Annotated in this window: 14 protein-coding genes; 6 read left to right on the top strand and 8 right to left on the bottom strand. The window is 69.6% G+C overall.

The window, feature by feature from the left end:
- The first annotated feature begins 154 nt into the window (after window positions 1–154).
- The 3 genes from ACP59X_RS11250 to ACP59X_RS11240 all read left to right on the top strand — a co-directional run bounded on the left by ACP59X_RS11250 (window position 155) and on the right by ACP59X_RS11240 (window position 2,630).
- Window positions 155–772 carry a LysM peptidoglycan-binding domain-containing protein gene (locus ACP59X_RS11250; RefSeq protein WP_428569501.1) on the top strand — a complete coding sequence of 206 codons (618 nt, stop codon included), beginning with the start codon at window positions 155–157 and terminating at the stop codon, window positions 770–772.
- 30 nt (window positions 773–802) lie between these two features.
- Window positions 803–1,990, top strand: coding sequence for a tetratricopeptide repeat protein (locus ACP59X_RS11245; protein WP_428569498.1), 1,188 nt, complete (start codon window positions 803–805; stop codon window positions 1,988–1,990).
- A gap of 157 nt (window positions 1,991–2,147) precedes the next feature.
- The gene (locus ACP59X_RS11240; RefSeq protein WP_428569494.1) at window positions 2,148–2,630 is read left to right on the top strand and encodes a hypothetical protein; all 483 of its coding nucleotides are present in this window, start codon (window positions 2,148–2,150) and stop codon (window positions 2,628–2,630) included.
- An 87-nt stretch (window positions 2,631–2,717) separates the two neighbouring features.
- Here the strand turns inward: ACP59X_RS11240 and ACP59X_RS11235 are convergent, their stop codons facing one another.
- The 3 genes from ACP59X_RS11235 to ACP59X_RS11225 all read right to left on the bottom strand — a co-directional run bounded on the left by ACP59X_RS11235 (window position 2,718) and on the right by ACP59X_RS11225 (window position 6,056).
- Entirely contained in the window at window positions 2,718–3,977 is a 1,260-nt protein-coding gene (locus ACP59X_RS11235) for a type III PLP-dependent enzyme domain-containing protein (RefSeq protein WP_428569491.1), read from the bottom strand.
- Between the two features lie 19 nt (window positions 3,978–3,996).
- Window positions 3,997–5,202, bottom strand: a complete 1,206-nt coding sequence (locus ACP59X_RS11230) for an SLC13 family permease (RefSeq protein WP_428569488.1) — start codon at window positions 5,200–5,202, stop codon at window positions 3,997–3,999.
- 140 nt (window positions 5,203–5,342) lie between these two features.
- Window positions 5,343–6,056, bottom strand: a complete 714-nt coding sequence (locus tag ACP59X_RS11225) for a carbonic anhydrase (protein WP_428569486.1) — start codon at window positions 6,054–6,056, stop codon at window positions 5,343–5,345.
- A 235-nt stretch (window positions 6,057–6,291) separates the two neighbouring features.
- On the opposite strand from ACP59X_RS11225, the gene ACP59X_RS11220 reads away from it, so the two are divergent.
- A complete protein-coding gene (locus ACP59X_RS11220) occupies window positions 6,292–7,764 on the top strand; it encodes a fused MFS/spermidine synthase (RefSeq protein ID WP_428569483.1) in 1,473 nt (490 codons plus the stop codon).
- Window positions 7,765–7,837: 73 nt separating this feature from the next.
- Here the strand turns inward: ACP59X_RS11220 and ACP59X_RS11215 are convergent, their stop codons facing one another.
- From ACP59X_RS11215 to ACP59X_RS11205, 3 genes are all read right to left on the bottom strand, one after another.
- Window positions 7,838–8,602 (bottom strand): exodeoxyribonuclease III, encoded by a 765-nt coding sequence (locus ACP59X_RS11215; RefSeq protein ID WP_428569479.1) that lies wholly within the window; start codon window positions 8,600–8,602, stop codon window positions 7,838–7,840.
- Window positions 8,599–10,356 carry a response regulator gene (locus ACP59X_RS11210; protein ID WP_428569476.1) on the bottom strand — a complete coding sequence of 586 codons (1,758 nt, stop codon included), beginning with the start codon at window positions 10,354–10,356 and terminating at the stop codon, window positions 8,599–8,601. The genes ACP59X_RS11215 and ACP59X_RS11210 overlap by 4 nt, the downstream gene beginning before the upstream one ends.
- Window positions 10,357–10,428: 72 nt before the next feature.
- Window positions 10,429–11,100 (bottom strand): metallophosphoesterase family protein, encoded by a 672-nt coding sequence (locus ACP59X_RS11205; RefSeq protein ID WP_428569473.1) that lies wholly within the window; start codon window positions 11,098–11,100, stop codon window positions 10,429–10,431.
- 81 nt (window positions 11,101–11,181) lie between these two features.
- On the opposite strand from ACP59X_RS11205, the gene ACP59X_RS11200 reads away from it, so the two are divergent.
- Together ACP59X_RS11200 and ACP59X_RS11195 are read left to right on the top strand one after the other, a co-directional pair.
- Window positions 11,182–11,784, top strand: a complete 603-nt coding sequence (locus tag ACP59X_RS11200; protein ID WP_428569470.1) for a 5-formyltetrahydrofolate cyclo-ligase — start codon at window positions 11,182–11,184, stop codon at window positions 11,782–11,784.
- On the top strand, window positions 11,781–12,488 hold the full coding sequence (locus ACP59X_RS11195; RefSeq protein WP_428569467.1) for a purine nucleoside phosphorylase YfiH/LACC1 family protein: 708 nt from the start codon (window positions 11,781–11,783) through the stop codon (window positions 12,486–12,488). The genes ACP59X_RS11200 and ACP59X_RS11195 overlap by 4 nt, the downstream gene beginning before the upstream one ends.
- Window positions 12,489–12,500: 12 nt before the next feature.
- On the opposite strand, the gene ACP59X_RS11190 is transcribed toward ACP59X_RS11195, so the two are convergent.
- Both ACP59X_RS11190 and ACP59X_RS11185 read right to left on the bottom strand, forming a co-directional pair.
- Complete coding sequence (locus ACP59X_RS11190; RefSeq protein WP_428569464.1) at window positions 12,501–13,868, bottom strand: HD domain-containing phosphohydrolase; 1,368 nt, start codon at window positions 13,866–13,868, stop codon at window positions 12,501–12,503.
- On the bottom strand, window positions 13,861–14,790 hold the full coding sequence (locus ACP59X_RS11185) for a TIGR01777 family oxidoreductase (RefSeq protein WP_428569461.1): 930 nt from the start codon (window positions 14,788–14,790) through the stop codon (window positions 13,861–13,863). Before ACP59X_RS11185 ends, ACP59X_RS11190 begins: the two co-directional genes overlap by 8 nt.
- Between the last annotated feature and the right edge of the window lie 34 nt (window positions 14,791–14,824).

Genomic DNA, 14,824 nt, shown 5'->3' with positions numbered 1-14,824 from the left:
GGGCAAGCCCCGGCCGCCGGCGAGTGCTTCGCGCCACCCCAGCCCCGGAAAACACACTTTTTTTTCACGTGACTTGGCCTTCGCCCCCATGGTAAGCGCCAGCATCGAACGCCGGCCAGTGCGCCGTCCTTCCAACGCCAGAAACGAGGAGCCTATGCGGCCAATCATCGCCTGTCTGGCGCTTGCCCTTTGCGCCGGGCTTTGCGCCTGCTCCGGGGGGGACAAGGATTCCTTCCGCAATGTCGACCACGACAAAAACGGCAAGATCTCCTACGAGGAGCTGCTTTTTATCTTTCCGGACGTGCGTCCGGACGTGTTCGCCCGTATGGACACCGACGGCGACGGCGCGCTGTCCGAGGACGAATACAAGGCCTTCCTGAAAGGCGAGGCCACGGCCCCGACCCAGCCCGCGCCGGCCACGCCGCGCGCCCCGGCCACGCCCTCTTCGGGCCAGACATCGCGCCCGGGCGATCCGGCCCAGATGGCCGTGCCCTACCGTGGCGAGGAAGTCATCGAGATCCCCGCCCCCGGCAGCGAACAGCCCAAGGGCAAGGCCGACAAAGGCAAGAAAGACGCCAAAGACGCCAAGGGCAAGGCCGACAGCGCCAAGAAAGGCGAAGCGACGCAGTACACGATCCAGCGCGGCGACAACCTCTCGCGCCTGGCCCACAAGTTCGGCGTCAGCGTCGAGGACATCACCCGGGCCAACGGCAACATGCACCCCGATACCCTGCGCGACGGCCAGGTCATCACCATTCCGGCCCGCCCCTAGCGGACCGCCTGCCAAGAAGGATACGGCGTCATGCGATGGCTTTCCTGCCTGTTTGTGGCCGCGCTGCTCTGCGTCGCGGCCAGCCCGGCCCATGCCCTGACCCAGGAAGAAATCCTCAAGCGCCGCCTGGACAAGATGCGCCAGGCCGAGCCGGAAATGCAGGCCGAGGAACAGGAGCGCCAGGAGCAGAACCGGCAAAACGCCGCCACCCTCAGCAATGCGCCCGCCAATCCGGCCACGGAAACCCTGACCATTCCGGCGCCCACCCGCCCGAGTTCCCCCGATCCCAAGGGCGGGCTGTGGCAGACGCCGGCCAAGGGGCAAGGCCAACCGGCCCCGGCCGTGTCGAAACCGGCCCCGGCCGCCTCCCCGTCGCCCCAACCGGCCATGGCGCCCGAGCCCGTCGCGCCCCCCGTCGCCGCCAGCCCCTCCCCGGCCCCCAAGCCGGCCGCCTCCGAGGGCATCCCCATCAACGTCCCCTTCGGCGGGGCGGCCGGCAAGGCGCCCTCCGGGGGAACCGTCGGCAACGCCTCGGCCGGAAGTACCCCCATCAACGCGCCGGCGAGCGTGAAACCTGCCCCAGCTCCCTCCGGCGGGACGCCCATCAATGCGCCGTCCGGCGGAACAGCCGGCTACGCCTCATCGGGCAGTACGCCCATCAATGCGCCGTCCGGCGGTACAGCCGGCTACACCTCATCGGGCAGTACGCCCATCAATGCCCCGTCCGGCGGAACAGCCGGCTACGCCTCATCGGGCAGTACGCCCATTGATGCGCCGTCCGGCGGGACAGCCGTCAAGGCCGGCAGCCCCGGCAACGCCCCGTCCGTTGCCACCCCGATCAACGCGCCGTCCCGGCAGCGTGATCCGGCGACGGCTGCCTCCCTGGCGGCCATGGCCGGCAAGGCGGCCGCGGCCGGCGACAACAAGACCGCCCTAACCATGCTCGGCGAAGCCATCGCCGCCGACCCCGCCGATCCCGACCTCTACAACAACCGGGGCAATGTCTTGAGCAACACGGGCAAGGTTCGGGAGGCCCTGGCCGATTACGACAAGGCCATCGCGCTTCGCGGCGCCGACGCCGTCTCCTTCACCAACCGTGGACTGGCTTTCGAACGCCTGGGTAACCAGGACAAGGCCTGTGCCGACTACAAGAAGGCGTGCGACCTGGGGGATTGCGACTTCTACAAGAGTTTCAAGGCCGAAGGGCATTGCCGCTAGCGGCAGAACTTTCCCGCCGCCACATCGGCCGCTTCCAACCCGTCGTTATCGCAGAAGTGGTACACATATTGCTTCACTTCGGTGAACACCCAACGGCAGACCGCGCGCCCGCCCGGGCCACGGTTTCGCGAACGGATTCGCTGGAGAGGAGGTCACCTTGTCCCCCTGCGTGCTCGTCCTTTGCCCTCATGCCAAAGACCGCACTTCCCTGGTCCGTGTGCTGACACAGCGCTATACGGTCCTGGACACCGGGGATGTGGACAAGGCCCTCGGCCTGGTGCGCGCCTGCCCCGGTTGCCGCCTGGCCTACTGCGGCCTGGGGCGGTCCGCCGAGGACGCCGTGGCGGCGGCCCGGGCGCTCAAGGTCGTCCGGCCGGCCCTGTCGGTCATCGCCCTGACCCGCCAGCCCGGTCACGCGGCCTGGCGCGAGGCAACCGGCCAGGGCCTGCTGGCCGCCGTGCGGACGCTGCCCCTGTCCGAGGCCGACCTGCTGGCCCAGACCCGGGCCATCCTGATCCCCCAAGCGGCCATGACCGGCAGGATGCGCTCGTCCTGCGGGTTGCTCACCCGCGAGGAAATCGATTTCCTGCTCGGCCGGGTGAGCCTGGCAGGGCTGGCCACCTGCCCGCCGGTGCAGTGACCGGCCGCCCCGCCTTTCCTGCCCGCAAGCCCCGGGACGGTATCGCCCGAGGCGGGAGGCGCCGCGCCGGCCAGGCCCGGGCCGGAGCTACCGGCCGTCGCCCGACGGCCGCGGCCCAAGCCAGAAACGGATGAGGTCCTCGGGGGTTTCGCGCTCGCGCAGGACCGTGAAACGCCCGCCCCGCGCCCCGATGATCCGGGGCATCTGCCGGCTGTTGTAGCGCGACCACATGGCGAAGGTGTAGGCGCCCACGTCCTCGAGGACGACCACATCCCCCGGGGCGGCCTCGGGGAGTCTGGCCCGGAAAATCGGGAAATCCCCGGAAAAACACAACGGGCCGGCCAGGTGCCAGGCCATCGGCCGGCCGGGCTTCTCCCGGCCGTCGGGGCCGAGCAGCCGGGCCTTGTGGGGCCAATTGCGGGGATTGTAGCACTCGCGCACGAACATGTCCGCGCCGAGGTGGATCACGGCCGTGCGGTGGCCCTTCTGGCGCTTGACGTATTCCACGGTGCTTGCAGCCACGGCGCAGGGCGCGTGCAAAAACCGCCCGAATTCCGTCACCACCTCGAAGCGCCCGGACAGGATATCCGGGCAGCGCGCCCGCAGGGCGGCGACATAGGCGGCCGGGCTTGGCGGCGCGTCGGTGTCGCGGTAGGCCACGGGCAGGCCGCCGCCGATGTCCAGGCGCCGCAGTGCCCTGCCGCAGGCGGCTTCGATCTCCCCGGCCAGGTCGTACACGGCGCCGACGCCGGCCACGAGCAGGTCCAGGGGACAGCCCTGGGAGCCGATATGCACGTGCAGGTCCGTCAGCCACGGGTAGCGTCGGTAGGCGTCCACGATCGCCCGGCGCCGTTCCAGGGGGACGCCGAACTTGGAATAGCCGCCGGCCACGCTGGTGGCCTTGATGCGGCCAAGGCCCACCTGGGGATTGACGCGAAGCCCCGCCCGGGGCGGCAGGCCGGAGGCCTGGGGCAACGCGTCCAGCCGGGCCAGTTCGTCCAGGTTGTCGGCGTTTAGGGCGATGCCCCGCGCCACGGCCAGGCGCAGTTCCTCCACGGTCTTGGCCGGGGAGTCGAAAACGATGCGCGACGGAGGAAAACCCGCCTCCAAGGCCAGAGCCAGTTCCGGCAGGCTGGCCGCCTCGGCGAAGGCCCCCAGCCCGGCCAGAAAGGCCAGGACCGGCGGCAGCGGATTGGCCTTGACCGCCACGGCGTGGCGCGCCCCCGGCCCAAAGGCGGCGACGACCTCGGCCAGGCGGGCCTCCAGCCGGTCGAGGTCGTAGAGCACCACGGCGGTGTCGCTTTCCCGGATCAGGCCGGCCTCGCGGGCCGCTCGATACAACTCCATGGGACTCCTTCCCCGAGGCCTAGCCGAGCAGCCACCAGGCGCTGACAGCCAGGCTGGCCGCGGTCACGGGCAGGCCCACCTTGGCATGGCGCACGAAATCCAGGCGTACACCCAGGCTCGCCGCCTGGTCGGCCACGATGAGGTTGGCGATGCTGCCGGGCAGCAGCAGGTTGCCGGCCAGGGTGCTGGACACGGCCAGCACGGTGGCCTGCTGCGGGCTTTCGTGGCCGGGCAGCAGGAGCATTACGGCCGGCACGTTGGACACGATGTTGGACAGCCCGGCCGTGACGGCAAAAAGCCAGCCCGGCCGGCCGAGGTCGATGCCGGCACCGGCGAGCCAATCGTGCAGGTCGGTCAAAAACCCGGCCGCCGCCACCTCGCGGTTGACCACAAACAGGCCCAGGAAAAGCAGCAGCAACTGCCAGTCGACCAGGGCCAATGTCTCGCGCGAGGCCATGCGGCGGCTCAGCAACAGTGCCCCGGCGCAGGCCAGGGCCACGTTTTCCCGGGGAACGCCGCCCAAGCAAAAAAGGGCCATGCACAGGCCGATGGCCGCCAGGCCCTTGGCCGACTGCCAGGCCTGAAACGGCGGGGCGGCCACGACCAGGGTCACCCGAGGGCCGGCAAAGCGGCCGCGATAGGCAAAGACCACGCCGGCCCAGGCCAGGGCCAGGGAGGCCAGCACGCAGGGCCAGACGTCGGCCAGATAGCCGGTAAACGACAGCCGGGCCACCTGGCCGATGAGCATGTTTTGCGGGTTGCCGATGACGGTTGCTGCCGAGCCGATGTTGGCGGCCAGGGCCAGTCCCAGGAGATAGGGCAGGGGCGAGAGCCCCCGGGCCAGGGTCGCTTCCACCAGGATCGGGGCCATGGCCAGGCAGACGATGTCGTTGGCCAGGATGGCCGACAGGACGGCGGCCGCGGCCATGACCCGGGCCAGCAACCCGGCCGGCGTGGCCGTGGCGGCGATGAGGCGGCGCGAGACGGCGGTGTAGAAGCCGCCCAGGCGCAACTGGGCCGAGACCACCATGAGCCCGAAAAGCAGGGCCAGGGTGGGGACATCGGCCGCGCTCCAGGCCTCGGGCACGGTGAGCAGGCCCGAGGCGACCAACACAATGGCGCCGAGCACGGCCGCGCCGGCCCGGTCCAGGGCCAAGCCGGGCAGCCGGCCCAGGGCCATGGCCGCGTAGACCAGCACGAAAACGACCAGGACAATGACACGCACGCCCCGGGCCTAGCAGGTTCGCGGCCCGATTCCAAAACAAAAATACGCCCGAGCCCGGTTGGGCCACCGCCCACCCGGCCCGGCAACAAAAAAGCGGCCCCCCAGCGGGAGCCGCTCGTTGTGCAGGCGGGAAGCACCGGCTATTTGCCCAGCAGGTTGGCCTGGCTCGGATGTTCGCCGAACCAGCGCACCTGGCCGGAGTCGATGTCGTAGAGCGCGCCCACGACCTTGATCTTGCCGGCGGCGGCCATCTGCTTGAGCATCGGGCTCTTGGCGTAGATGTCGCTTATGGCCTGCCACATGTTGGCCTCGATGGACTTGTTGATGAGGTCCTCGAGGCTGTCGGAGGCGAAACGCGCCTTGACGGCCTTGACCGCCGGCACGATGGGGGCCACGAGCTGGCCGATATTCTCGGTGACGGGCTCGTTTTTGACCACGGCCGTGACCGCGCCGCACTTGGTGTGGGCCATGACTACGATCAGCGGCACGCCGAGGTGTTCGGCCCCGTATTCCATGGTGCCGATCTCGTCCACGGCGGCCACGTTGCCGGCCACGCGTACCACGAAGACATCGCCCACGCCCTGGTCGAAAACCACTTCCACGGGCACGCGCGAATCGGCGCAGGAAAGCACGGTGGCGAACGGATGCTGGCCGCTGGTTGCGGTCTCGTGGCGGCGGGCGGCGTCCTGGTGCGGCGCCACGCTGGCTCCGGCCACGTAACGGTCGTTGCCTTCCTTGAGTTTGGTCAGGGCCTCGTCGGCACCGAGCCCGCTTCCCCCGGACGAGGCCACGGCCGACGCGGCCAGGCCCAGACAAAACACAAACGCCACCAGCAACATGGACAATCGTTTCATCCCAGCTCCTCCCTTTTTGCGGATATGGCTCCGACCCTTGTACGCCAAACCGGCGGTCGTGGTCAAAACAATCCTTGGACCGGCCCATCTTGCGCCCCGGACCCGGTGCGGCTAGAGGGAAATCGACTACGCCCCGCACCAGATAGCCCAGGGCCGCCTCGCTGCGGCCGGGTGCGGTCACAGGTCAACGACACGGCCCCGCGCCCTCCCGGCGCGGCGCAACCCCGGAGTCTTCATGCTGGAAGTCGTCGTCTTCGGCTGCGGCGCGGCGGTCATGGTCCTGGAACTGGTCGGCGCGCGCATCCTGGCCCCGTTTTGCGGCACCTCGCTCGTGGTCTGGAGCGGACTGATCGGCCTGGTCATGGCCAGCCTGGCCCTGGGCTACTGGCTGGGCGGCAAGCTGGCCGACCGCCGGCCCGAGGCCAAAGTCCTGTCGGGCCTGATCGCCCTGGCCGCCGTGCTGGTGGCGGCCACGGCCGCAACCAAAATACCGCTGCTGGAATTTCTGGCCAGCCGCGAAATCGGGCCAAAACTCATGGTCCTTGGGGCGACGCTGACGCTATACGCCCCGGCCGCCGCCCTGCTCGGCATGGTCTCGCCCTTTGCCGTGCGCCTGGCCGTGCGCGACGCGGCCTCGGCCGGGGCCACCGCCGGCCGCCTCTACGCCCTGTCCACGGCCGGCAGCATCGTCGGCACCCTGGCCGCCGGTTTCTACCTCATCGCGGCCCTGGGTTCCACGGCCATCCTGCTGGCCGTGGCCGGCTTCCTGCTGGTGCTTTCGTTTCTCACCTGGCGCGGCGGCATCAAGGCGAAACTCGTGGCCGGGGCCGTCATCGCCCTGTGCGGCCTGGGGCTTTGGGCCAACGACGCCTCGCTCGCCGCTGCCGGCGTCACGGACGTGGACACGGCCTATGGCCGCCTGCTCGTCTACCAGGGGGTGGAACCGGAAAGCGGCCGGCCCATTCGGCTGATGACCACCGGCCCCAACCGCTGCCAGTCGGCCGTCTACCTGGACGCGCCGGACGAACTCGCCCTGCCCTACACCCGCTTTTTCGCCCTGGCCCTGACCATGGTCGAGGCACCGAGGCGCGTCCTGGTCCTCGGCGGCGGGGGCTACAGCTTTCCGCGCCATGTCCTGTCCGCCTTCCCCCAGGCCGCCGTCACCGTGGTCGAGCTCGACCCCGGGGTCACGGCCGTCGCCCGCACGCATTTCGGATTAACCGACGACCCGCGCCTGACCATCGTCCACGAGGATGCCCGGGTCTTCGTCAACCGGCAAAGCGGCCCCTACGACCTGATCTACCTGGATGTTTTCGGCACGGACTACCTGCCGCCCTTTCACGTGGTCACCCGCGAGGCGGCCAGGCGGCTGGCCGCCCTGCTCGCCCCGGGCGGGGTGGTGGTGGTCAACGCCATCGGCGCCCCGGCCGGGCCGGGCGGGCTTTTTCTGCGCTGCCTGGCCGCCACCTTCGCCGACGTCTTCGCCGACACGGCCGTCTACGCCCTGGGCGGGCCGCAGCGGGCCAGCGAGGAGCAAAACGTCATGCTCACGGCCCGGTGCGAACCCGGCCCCGGCCCGGTCCCGGCAAACGCCGAGGCCAGGGCCTTCCTGGCCGGGCGCCTGGCCGACCCGGTGGGGGCCGGGGCCATGGTGCTCACCGACGACCACGCCCCGGTGGAATGGCTGGGACTGGGGCTGGGGCTTTAGGGGCGTTGCGGCCGCATGGAGGACGGAAGCCGTATTCCCCTCAAACGACGGGCCTATTTCTAGGGTCGCTCCCCTAGGTCGCGTCGAGGTCGAGGCCCACCGGGCAGTGGTCCGAGCCCATGACCGCGTCCTCGATCCAGGCCCGGCGCACCTGGCCGCGCAGCTCCTCGGAGACGAAGAAGTAGTCGATGCGCCAGCCCACGTTGCGGTCCCGGGCCTTGAACCGGTAGTCCCACCAGGTGTAGTGGCCGCCCTCCTTGGTAAACATCCGGAAGGTGTCCACGTAGCCGGCGGCCGTGAAGGCGTCGAGCCAGGCCCGCTCCTCGGGCAAAAACCCCGAGGTTTTTTCGTTGGCCTTGGCGTTTTTGAGGTCCAGGGCGGTGTGGGCGGTGTTGAAGTCGCCGCAGGCCACGATGGGCTTGGCCTGGCGCAGCTCCTCGGCCCGGGCCAGGAAGGCGTCGTAGAAGGCCAGCTTGTAGGCCAGGCGCTCGGGGCCACGGCCGCCGTTGGGGAAATAGACGTTGAAGAAATGGAACGTGTCGAATTCCATGTGGATCAGCCGCCCCTCGCCGCCGAAGGCCGGGTCCGGCAGCTCCAGGGAAATGGCCAGCGGCTCCACCCGGTAGAAGCAGCCCACGCCGGAATAGCCCTTTTTCACCGTGGCGCTGCACCAGACGGTCCTGTAGGCCTCGGTGTGGCCGAAGTCGGCCTCGTGGCCGGTCTGGATCTTGGACTCCTGGACGCCCACGACATCCGCGCCGCAGCCGCCAAGCCAGTCCCAAAAGCCCTTCTGCACCACGGCCCGCAGGCCGTTGACATTCCAACTCATCAAAATCATTGTAACAACCCCGTTTCCTCCAAGGAAAGGCGGCTCGCTTCGTCGCCGCGCATCATGTCCAAAAAGGCCTTGGCGCAGGTCGGGCAGAACTGCCGGCCGGCCTCTTCCTCAATGATGCGCAGGGCGGCGTCAAGAGGCATGCCCCGGCGATAGGGCCGGTCCGTGGTCATGGCGTCGAAGGCGTCGGCGATGGCGATGACCCGCGCGCCGAGGGGAATGTCCTCGCCCATGATGGCCGTGGGATAGCCGCGGCCGTCCCAGCGTTCGTGATGCAGCAGGATCAGCGGCAGCACCGGCACCAGGGAAATGATGGGGCGCAGGATCTCCGCGCCGATGACGGCGTGTTCCTGGATCTTGGCGTATTCCTCGGGCGTGAGTTTGCCGGGCTTGAGCAGCACGGCGTCGCGCACGCCGATCTTGCCGATGTCGTGGAGGTTGGCCGCGATTTCGAGCTCCCGCAAGGCCCGGTCGTCGAGTTCCAGGGCCCGGCCCAGGCGCATGGCCATGCGCGACACCCGGGCCGTATGGCCCTTGGTGTATTCGTCGCGGGCCTCCAGGGCGGTAATGAGCGCCGACATGCTGGCCAGGACGTGCTCGTGTTCTTTTTTGACATGCCGGTAGCTTTCGGCCAGAAGCTGTTCCACCACGAGCTGCATCTTCTCCACGTCGAAGGGTTTGACGAAGTAGCGCGACACGCCCAGGCGCTCGCCGCGCAGGATATCGCTCTGCCGGCCCCGGGCGCTCATGATGACCACCAGGGTATGGCGCAGTTGCGGCTCGTCGCGCAGCATTTCGCACAAGGCGTAGCCATCCATCTCCGGCATCTCGATGTCCGTGACCACCACATCCGGGCGATGGGCCAGGGCCAGTTCGAAGGCCTCGCGGCCGTTGGCCGCGGTCAGCACGCAATGCCCGCTCTTGATGAAGCTGTGGCGCAGCAGCTCGCGGATCAGCTTGGCGTCGTCCACGACCAGGATCTTGTTGTGGCGCTTGCGCTCGACCAGGTCCAGGTGTTCGGACACCTTGGCGGCCAGCATCTCCGTGGTGAAGGATTTGAGCAGGTAGTCGTCGGCCCCGCAGCCGAAAGCCGTTTCCATGGCGATGGGATCGTCGCTGCTGGAGAGGATGATGACCGGCAGGTAGCGGCCCGGGTTTTCCTCCTTGAGCCGACGGCACAGGTCCAGCCCGGACAGCCCGCCGGGCAGCAGCACGCTGGTCAGCACCAGTTCGTAGGGGTACTTGCGGCAAAAGGACAAGGCCTGGTCGGCGTCGTGGGCGGCCACCACCTGGAAGCCGGCCGGGGACAGGGCCGCCCGCACCACATGGAGCAGGGTCTTGCCGGCGTCCACGAACAGGATGCGCCGCCTCGCCGGTTGCGGCGGCGTCTGGCCGCGTCGTTTGATCTCGCCGAGCACCTTGGCCAGATTGTGCCGGTTGACCGGATGGATGTCGCGCCCCTCGGGCACGGCGGCCATGCCTTCGGCATCGCCCTCCTCCAAGGGCAGCAGGTAGAGGATGGGGATGCCACGCCCGGCCAACCGGGCCGCCGCCCGAACACGCTCGATGCACTGTTCGCTCTCCAGGCTCATGTAGGAGTCCTGGACGAGCACGGCGTCCGGGGCCGGGTCGGCGAGCGGAATGTCGATGCTGCCGTCCTCGGGAAAGGCGAAGGCATACTCCACCCCGGCCGTGAGATAGATCTTGGACAAAAAAGCCCGGTAAAAGAGGATGTCGATGATGTTGACGACGTACATCACCACCTCCCCGGCGCAAACGGCCAGGCTTCATCGTTGCGTCGGTCACGTTCCATGGACGCGATAGCGGACTTAGGTGAAAGACAGCAATTGGGCGTCGAGTTGCCGGCCGTCGAAGCGCACCAAGGCGTAGCCGCCGCCGGCCAGGGCCCCGGGGTTGACGACCGTCGTTTTGCCGAGGCGATCCTCGGCCCGGGCCTCGTGAATATGGCCGGTCAGGCAGACCGCCGGCTGGACGCGTTCGATGAAGGCCCGCACGGCCCGGCTGCCCACGTGGGTCCCGCCGCCGATCACGTCCGTGGCCGTATCGTAGGGCGGGGTGTGGCAGACCATGACCAGGTGGGGGCAGTGGGCCACGGCGGCGTGGGCGGCCGTAAGCCAGGCGGCGATGCGTTCCTCCCCGGCTTCGCTGGGCGTGCCGAAGGGGGTGGGCGTGGACCAGCCGCAGCCGAAAAACCCCACGCCTTGCGGCGTGACCCGGCCGGTGGCGTGGATGTTGACGCCCTCGCCGGTGAGGTAGGTGTCCACGTCGGCCTTGTCCATGTTGCCTATCTGGGCCAGGATGACGGCATTGTGGCGCCGCACGGCCTTAAGGACGGCCTTGGCCGCGGCCGCACCGCCCCGGATGGTCAGGTCGCCCGTGATGACCACGCCGGCCGCCGTACCCAAGCCCGGCAGGCGGTCGATGCCCCGCGTGTCGTCGTGGATGTCGCCAATGCCGATCCAGTATGCGCCCTCGCCCATGGCTCCTCCCGGCTGGAAACCGACCAAGCCGCTCTTCCCCTGGCGGTTTTGCCCTGATAGTATGCGGCCGTTGTGAAAACAATGCAACCATATAGCGAAATCGAAGTCCCCAAAGCCGCCATGCGCCGCGAAATGCGGGCCCGCCGCAGCGCCCTGGCCCCGGAGTTCGTGCAATCGGCCAGCGAAACCGTGACCAAACGGCTGTTTGCCCTGCCGCGGCTGGCCGCGGCCACGGAAATCCTGGCCTACCTGCCCATCCGCAACGAGGTGGACGCCGGCCACGCCGCCCGCCTGGCCCTGTCCCTGGGCAAGCGGCTGCTGTTGCCCCGCTGCCGCCCGGGCGCGCCGGGCGTGATGGACCTTGGCTGCGTCGCCTGCCTGGACGACCTGGCGCCGGGCAGTTACGGTATCCTGGAGCCCCGTCCCGATGCCTGCCGCCCGGCCGAGGCCTTTTCCCCCGGGGCCATCCTGGTGCCGGGGCTGGCCTTCGACCCGTCAGGCGCCCGCCTGGGCTACGGCGGCGGCTATTACGACCGGCTGCTGTCCCAGCCCGCGGCGGCCGGGGCCTTTGTCGTGGGACTGGCCTACGACTTCCAGATCGTCCCCCGGCTGCCCCGCGAAGCCTGGGACAAACCCGTGGACGCCGTGGTCACCGAACGGCAAACCCTCCTTATACCGGCATGAATCACATTCCTTTCGCCTTTCCCGGCCTGCCGCGCATCGGCTGCGCCTTCGGCTGCGGCCCGGACACCATGGCTTTTACCGGCGCGCCGGACCCGGCCGCCGTCACGGCGACCCGCCAGGGCCTCCAACGGGAGCTCGGCTTTCGCCACTGGCATTCGCTGAGGCAGGTGCACGGCGTGCACATGATTTTCGAGCCGGAGTTCGACACCCTGTCCCGCCCCAGCCTCGAAACCGGCGACGGCCTGGCCGAGAGCCGGCCGGGCCGGGCCCTGGCCGTCAAGACCGCCGATTGCCAGCCCGTGCTCATCGCCCACGAGTCCCAGGAGGTCGTTGCCGCCTTGCACGTGGGCTGGCGGGGCAATGTGGCGGATTTCTGCGGCCGGGGAGTCCGTTCGCTGTGCGTGCGCTACGGCCTCGACCCGCGCGAGCTCTACGCCGTGCGCGGCCCGAGCCTGGGGCCGGGGGAGTCGGAGTTCACCAACTTCGAGGCGGAATTCGGCGAGGCATTTCGCCCCTATTTCGACTACCGCTCGCGCCGGCTGGACCTGTGGCGCCTGACCCGCGACCAGCTCGTGGCGGCGGGCCTGGACCGGGACCGGATCTTCAGCCTGGACCTGTGCACCAGGAGCCTGCCGCTTTTTTTCTCCTACCGGCGCGACAAAACCACCGGCCGCCAGGCCAGCCTCATCTGGATCCGGCCGTAGCCTGCCCTGCCCTCAGAAGCGGAATCCGCCCCGCTCGAAGAGCAGCAGGCAGGCGTCCACCACGTCCGGGTCGTAGCGCAGGCCGCGGCCCTTGCCGATCTCGTCCAGGGCCGCGTCGAGGGGCAACGCCGCCCGGTAGGGCCGGTGGGCGGTCATGGCCTCGACCACGTCGGCCACGGCCAGGACCCGCGCGCCGACGAGCTGCTCCCCGCCGCGCAGGCCCCTGGGATACCCCGAGCCGTCCAGGCGCTCATGGTGTTCGAGCACCATGCGGGCCACGGGCCAGGGGAAGGGGATGTCCCGAAGGATGTCGTAGCCGACCTGGCTGTGGTCGCGCACGATGCCCATTTCGATGGGGGTGAGGACTTCGGGCTTGGCCAGGATTTCCGAGGGCACGTGGATCTTGCCAATGTCGTGGACCAGCCCGGCCACGCGCACGGCCTCGCGCTCTTCGGCCTCGAACCCCAGTTCCACGGTCAGGGCATGGGCCAGGCGGGAGACGCGCTGCTGGTGGCCGGCGGTGAAGGGGTCGCGGGTTTCCGAGGTCACGGTCAGGGCGTTGACCGTCTCCTCCATGGTGCGGCGCAGGTTGGCCAGGGACCGGCGCAGGGCCTGTTCCGTGCTGCGGCGGCGGCTGATGTCGCGAAAAACCACCACCGTGCCGAGCGTCTTTCCCCGGTCGTCGACCAGGGGCGACAGGGTCTGTTCGATGGGCAGGTGTGCGCCGCCCCGGCAGCACAACACGACGCAACGCTCCCGTTTGTCGGCAGCGGCGTCGGCCACGTCCGGGCATAAAACGGCCCGCGTGCGGTAAACCGCCGCCAGCTCCCGGCCGACCAGGTCCGCGGCCTCCTCGCCCAGCAGCCGCAAGGCCGCCGAATTGGCGAAGCGGACCAGCCCGGCCGGATCGACGGTCAGCACCCCCTCTTCCAGGTTGGCCAGGGTCATGCCCATCCAGCGCTCGTTTTCGGCCAGCCGGCGTTCCATGCGGGACTTGCTGAGGGCGATGTCCAGGGCCGCACCCAGTTCGCGGTCGTCGAAGGGTTTGATCACATAGCCGTAGGGGCCCACCTCGCCGGCCCGCCTGAGGGTCTGGGCGTCGGAATGGGCGGTCAAAAAGACCACGGGCGGGCCGCCCTGCCCGCGGATGCGCCCGGCCGCCTCCACGCCGTCCATGTTCCCCTTGAGCATGATGTCCATCAAAACCACGTCCGGCGCGGTCGCCGCGACCATCCGCACGGCCTCCTCCCCGGAGTCGACCACGGCCACGACCGCGTGGCCCAGACGGGTCAGCCGATGCCGGATGTCCATGCCCACCACGGCCTCGTCCTCGACGACCAGCACGCGGGACGACTCGGGGCTGGTCACCGCCCTAGTCACGGGAGCCTTCCCCCCCGGCCAGGATGGTGGTCAGGGCCGCCTCCAGGGAAGGCCGGCGGAAGACGAAACCGAGAGCCGAAAGCTTCGCCGGCACGGCCCGGACGCCGTACAAAAAGAGTTCCCGGCCCATCTCGCCAAGGACCAGATTCAGAACGGATGCAGGCAGGCGCAGCAAGGATGGCCGGCCGAGGGCCCGGCCGATGGCCGCGGCCAGTTCGTCTTGGCTGACGGCCCCGGGCGCGGCCAGGTTGAAGGGGCCCGAAGCGTCCGGGTGGCCCATGAGGAAGCGGATGGCCGCCACTTCGTCGTGCAACTCGATCCAGGGGAAGTACTGCCGGCCGTTGCCCAGGGGGCCGCCCAGGAAAAAACGGTAGGGAGCGAACATCCGGGGCAGGGCGCCGCCCCCGGCGCCGAGGACCACGGCCGTGCGCACCACCACCCGGCGTATCCCCAGGGCCTCGGCCCCGGCCGTGGAGGCTTCCCAGTCCCGGGCCAGGCCGGCCAGAAAGCCCTGGCCGCAGGGCGCGGATTCGTCCGTGGGCAACGCTCCCCGGTCGCCGTAATAGCCCGTGGCCGAGCCCTGGACGAGCACGGCCGGCGGCGCGGCTGCCCGCGAAAGCGCTTCCATGAGGGCCTGGCCGGCAAAAAGGCGGCTGTCGCGCAGGCGCCCCTTGCGGGCCCTGGTCCAGTAGCCCGAGGCGATATTCTCCCCGGCCAGGTTGACCAGGGCGCCGGCGCCCTCGAGGAGATGGCCCCAGCCCGTGGCGGTGCGCCCGTCAAAGGGCGCGAACAGCACCCCCGGTTGCGGCCGGTGTCCCGAAGCCGCGCGCGACAGCACCACGGCCTCATGGCCGTCGCGTGTCAACGACCGGACCAGCGCCCGGCCGATGAAACCCGTACCGCCGGCGATGACCACCCGCATGGGGCCTCCTTGGCAAGAGAGATGGGATCGCCAG

The organism is Solidesulfovibrio sp. DCME, assembly GCF_049995385.1.
Lineage (GTDB): Bacteria > Desulfobacterota > Desulfovibrionia > Desulfovibrionales > Desulfovibrionaceae > Solidesulfovibrio.
The sequence above is the reverse complement of the archived record's forward strand: the minus strand, read 5'-3'. Positions and strand labels throughout refer to the sequence as shown.